At 63.3% G+C, this 5,125-nt stretch carries 4 protein-coding genes; 2 read left to right on the top strand and 2 right to left on the bottom strand.

Features of this window, described 5'->3' with window-relative positions; translation table 11 throughout:
- Positions 1-229: SDR family oxidoreductase (locus tag ACOJTD_RS00750; protein ID WP_420131038.1), on the bottom strand; the 229-nt coding region annotated here is incomplete at its 3' end.
- A 181-nt stretch (positions 230-410) separates the two neighbouring features.
- Positions 411-2,219 (bottom strand): IlvD/Edd family dehydratase, encoded by a 1,809-nt coding sequence (locus tag ACOJTD_RS00745; RefSeq protein ID WP_420131037.1) that lies wholly within the window; start codon positions 2,217-2,219, stop codon positions 411-413.
- 233 nt (positions 2,220-2,452) lie between these two features.
- Here ACOJTD_RS00745 and ACOJTD_RS00740 point away from each other — a divergent pair, with 233 nt between their 5' ends.
- Both ACOJTD_RS00740 and ACOJTD_RS00735 read left to right on the top strand, forming a co-directional pair.
- A complete protein-coding gene (locus ACOJTD_RS00740) occupies positions 2,453-3,517 on the top strand; it encodes an ABC transporter ATP-binding protein (RefSeq protein WP_420131036.1) in 1,065 nt (354 codons plus the stop codon).
- 91 nt (positions 3,518-3,608) lie between these two features.
- Positions 3,609-4,934 carry an ABC transporter substrate-binding protein gene (locus ACOJTD_RS00735; protein ID WP_420131035.1) on the top strand — a complete coding sequence of 442 codons (1,326 nt, stop codon included), beginning with the start codon at positions 3,609-3,611 and terminating at the stop codon, positions 4,932-4,934.
- Positions 4,935-5,125 lie beyond the last annotated feature (191 nt).

Genomic DNA, 5,125 nt, shown 5'->3' with positions numbered 1-5,125 from the left:
CGACGCCGCCGACCTCACGGCCGATCGCCTCGACCGCGCTGGTGTCGCGGACATCAAGCGTCGCCGTGCGCGCGATGCCGTGCGCGGCGAGCGAGGTCAGGCCGGCTTCATCGATATCGGTCGCGAACACCTCGGCGCCCTCGCGCGCGAAAGCGATCGCACTGGCACGGCCAATGCCGGCCGCCGCCGCAGTGATGAATGCGCGTTTGCCTTTGAGACGGTCGGACATGTGGGTTATTCCTGGTCATTCACTGAACTTTGAGTTCGTCATTCCGGGATGCGCCCGCAGGGCGCAGGCCCGGAATCCATAACCCCTGTCAGTGAGTATGGATTCCGGGCTCGCGCTGCGCGCGCCCCGGAATGACGGGGCGAATGGGATCGTGCGCGGCTTCGATGAGTGAGCGATGCGCTTAGTGATTATGCCGCGCCACGCCCACCGTCCCCGCGATGTCGCGATAGCGCGTGGCGAATTCCATGCAGGCGCCGGTGGCCTGCTGGCCCACGGTCTGGCGATACAGTTCCTGCCACGGCGTCTGATGCTTCGGATAGGCGAAGCCGCCGGCTGCTTCGAGATCGGCGCGGCGCTGCTGCAGCTCCGCGTCCGATATCAGAATGTCGGCGCTGCCCTTGTTGAGATCGATGCGGACGCGGTCGCCGGTCTTCAGCAGTGCCAGCCCGCCATTAGCGGCGGCTTCGGGTGTCGCGTTGAGGATCGACGGCGAACCCGAGGTGCCGGACTGTCGTCCGTCACCGATGCACGGCAGCGAGTGGATGCCGCGTTTGATCAGTGCGGCTGGCGGCTGCATGTTGACGACCTCCGCGCCGCCCGGATAGCCGATCGGCCCGGTGCCGCGCACGAACAGGATGCAGTGCTCGTCGATCTCGAGCGACGGATCGTCGATGCGATGGTGATAGTCCTCGGGCCCCTCGAACACGATGGCGCGGCCTTCGAAGGCATTGAGATCGCCCGGCGTCGATAGGTAGCGCTCGCGGAACTCGAGGCTGATCACGCTGGTCTTCATGATGGCGGAGTCGAACAGATTGCCGCGTAGCACCAGGAAGCCAGCGTCCTGCACCAGCGGTCCTTCGTAGGTCTTGATCACGTCGCCGTCCGGCGCCGGCGCGGCACGGCAATTATCACCAATGCTGCGGCCGTTGACGGTGATCGCATCCTCGTGAATCTTGCCCTGGGTCATCAGTTCACGCACCACCGTCGGGACGCCGCCGGCGCGGTGATATTCTTCGCCGAGATAGACGCCGGCCGGCTGCAGATTGACCAGCAGCGGAATGCTGTGGCCGACACTCTGCCAGTCGTCGATGCTGAGTTCGACGCCGACATGGCGGGCCAGCGCGTTGAGATGGATCGGCGCGTTGGTCGACCCGCCGATCGCGGAGTTGACCACGATGGCGTTCTCGAATGCCTGGCGCGTCAGGATGTCGGACGGCTTGAGATCCTCCCACACCATCTCGACAGCGCGTAGCCCGGTCGCGTAGGCCATCTGGCCACGTTCGCGATACGGCGCGGGGATCGCCGCGCATCCGGGCAGGGACATCCCGAGCGCTTCGGCGAGCGAGTTCATCGTCGACGCAGTGCCCATGGTATTGCAGTGGCCGATCGACGGTGCGGACGATGCGACCACTTCCATGAATTCGTCATAGTCGATCTCGCCGGCGGCGAGCCGCTCGCGTGACTTCCACACGACTGTGCCCGAGCCGGTGCGCTCGCCATTGTGCCAGCCGTTGAGCATCGGCCCGCCGGACAAAACGATCGCCGGAATGGTGACGGTGGCGGCCGCCATCAGGCACGCCGGGGTGGTTTTGTCGCAGCCGGTGGTGAGCACCACGCCATCGAGCGGATAGCTGAACAGCACTTCGACGAGGCCGAGATATGCGAGGTTGCGATCGAGCGCAGCGGTCGGCCGCTTACCGGTCTCCTGGATCGGATGGACCGGGAATTCCATCGCGATACCGCCGGCGGCGCGAATGCCTTCGCGGACACGCTGCGCCAGTTCCAGATGATGACGATTGCAAGGCGACAGGTCGTTGCCGGTCTGCGCGATGCCGATGATCGGCTTGCCGGATTGCAGCTCGGCGCGGGTCAGGCCGTAGTTGAGGTAGCGCTCGAGATAGAGCGCGGTCATCGCCGGATTATGAGGATCGTTGAACCATTCGCTGGAGCGGAGCTTACGCCGGCCAATGCCGGATTCGACCTTGTTCATAGTTTCTCCCGCACTGCACACGCCGTTGAGCAGGCGTCTTGAGCGTCTTGTTGAAGTCATCGGCGGGGGCGCATGGTGACACGCCGCTCGCAGCTACGCAATTGGCGGTGATGCTGAGAGCCGGCGTAATTTCACGGCGCGACAACCGCGCGAAATTCTGCTACAGGTAGCAGAACAAAGATCAGGCCGGCGGCAAAGACCGCACCACGAAGGCCGATCCCGGGAGGTTCTGTATGGCGTCGGTGCAGATTCACGACGTGCGTAAATCATTCGGTGGTTTCGAAGTCCTGCACGGCGTGACGGTTCCGATCGAGGATGGCGCATTCGTCGTGCTGGTCGGCCCCTCCGGTTGCGGCAAGTCCACTTTGCTGCGGATGCTCGCCGGTCTCGAGAAGATCACCTCAGGAACGATTTCGATCGGCGACCGCGTGGTCAACGATGTGCAGCCGAAAGAACGGGACATCGCGATGGTGTTCCAGAACTACGCGCTGTATCCGCACATGACCGTGGCCCAGAACATGGGCTTTTCATTGAAGCTGCGCGGTGCCGATCAGAAAACTATCGCCGACAAGGTCAACCGCGCCGCGGACATTCTCGATCTGCGCAAACTGCTCGACCGGTTTCCGCGCCAGTTGTCCGGCGGCCAGCGTCAGCGCGTCGCGATGGGCCGTGCGATCGTCCGCGATCCGCAAGTGTTTCTATTCGACGAGCCGCTGTCCAACCTCGATGCCAAGCTGCGCGTGGCGATGCGCACCGAACTCAAGGAACTGCATCAGCGGCTGAAGACTACGACGGTCTACGTCACCCACGACCAGATCGAGGCCATGACGATGGCCGATAAGATCGTCGTGATGCAGGACGGCATCGTCGAACAGATGGGGGCGCCGCTCGAACTCTACGACAATCCGGCGAACAAATTCGTCGCCGGCTTCATCGGCTCGCCGGCGATGAATTTTCTCGACGGCACCCTGAAGGTCAACGGCGGACAGCCCTGGGTCGAAACCGCCAGCGGCGCCCGGCTGCCGATCACTTCGGCGCCAGCGAACAGCAATGGCCGGCCCGTGAGCTATGGGATTCGCCCGGAGCATCTCGATTTCGCCGACAGCGGAATCGAGGCGGAAGTGGCGGTGGTCGAGCCGACCGGATCGGAGACGCAGATAGTGGCGCGTGTCGGCACGCAGGAACTGATCGCGGTGTTCCGCGAACGCCACCAGGTGCAGCCTGGCGATATCATTCACCTGCAGCCCCGCCCGCAGGTCGCGCACCTCTTCGACAAGGAAACCGGCCAACGTCTCTGATGCACGGCGCTCGAGACTGACATGACCGGCCATTCGAAGCCGGCAATCAAGCAAAAACCAGTTCAAGCAAGACAGAGGGAGTTAACGAACGATGACTGATTTCGGATTCGATCGACGCTCGTTGCTGAAGGGTGGTGCGACGCTGCTGGCCGCGGCGGCCACGATGTCCGCCGATCAATTGCTGGGATACGCGAAGGCATGGGCGCAGGCGTCGCCGTGGAAGCCGGAGCCGGGCGCCAAGATCAATCTCTTGCGCTGGAAACGTTTCGTCGAAGCCGAAGACGTCGCCTTCATGAAGATCGTCGATGCCTTCCAGAAGGCCAACAACGTCACCATCAACGTTTCCAACGAATCCTACGACGACATTCAACCGAAAGCCTCGGTCGCCGCCAACACCGGGCAGGGGCTCGACATGGTGTGGGGCCTGTATTCGCTGCCGTTCCTGTTTCCGGCGAAATGCACCGACGTCACCGACGTCGCCGACTATCTCGCGAGCAAGTGCGGCGGCTGGGCCGACTCCGGCAAGACCTACGGCATGTACAAGGGCAAGTGGATCGGCATTCCGGTCGCCGCCACCGGTGCGCTGATCAACTACCGGATTGCCGCTGCCGAGAAGGCCGGCCACAAGGAATTTCCGAAAGACCTCGGCGGCTTCGCCGATCTGGTGAAGGGGCTCAACAAGAACGGCACGCCGGCCGGCATGGCAATGGGCCACGCCTCGGGCGATGCCAATACCTGGCTATATTGGGCTCTGTGGTCGCACGGCGGCAATCTGATCGACAAGGACAACAAGGTCGTCATCAACTCGCCGGAGACCGCCAAGTCGCTGGAATACGTGAAGGGCCTATACGACAACTTCATCCCCGGCACCGCGTCGTGGAACGATGCCTCGAACAACAAGGCTTTCCTCGCCGGCCAGCTCTATCTCACCGTCAACGGCATCTCGGTCTATGTCACGGCGAAGAAGGAGAACAAGCAGATCGCCGAGGACATGGACCATGCGCATCTGCCGGTCGGCACCGACGGCAAGAGCCGCGAACTGCATCTCGGCTTCCCGATCCTGATCTTCAACTTCACCAAGTTCCCGCAGACCTGCAAGGCGTTCACCGCCTTCATGATGGAGCCGGAGCAGTTCAACCCGTGGGTCGAGGCGGCGCAGGGCTATCTGTCGCCGTTCCTGAAGGACTACGAGAAGAATCCGATGTGGACGGCGGACCCGAAGAACACGCCGTATCGCGACGTCGCCGCGACCGCGATGTCGCCGGCCGGCGTCGGCCAAATGGGCGAGAACGCCGCGGCGGCGATCGCCGACTTCGTCGTCGTCGACATGTTCGCCAACTACTGCACTGGCCGCGAAGACGTGAAGACCGCGATGAGCAGCGCGGAGCGCGCGGCAAAGCGGATCTTCAGGTCGTAACAAATGCAGAGAGGGGGCGGTGAGACGCGCCGACCCCTCTCTGCCGTTATTGAAGGCGCTAAACCGGTGAAAACCTCACGTTCGTCATTCCGGGGCGCGCCACTTGGCGCGAACCCGGAATCCATACTCCCGGCGTTGGTTATTGATTCCGGGCTCGCGCGCCGCGCGCCCCCGGCTGGGGAACGTTAAGG

This window comes from Rhodopseudomonas sp. (genome assembly GCF_048594845.1).
GTDB lineage: Bacteria > Pseudomonadota > Alphaproteobacteria > Rhizobiales > Xanthobacteraceae > Rhodopseudomonas.
This window is presented reverse-complemented; position numbering and strand designations above follow the sequence as displayed.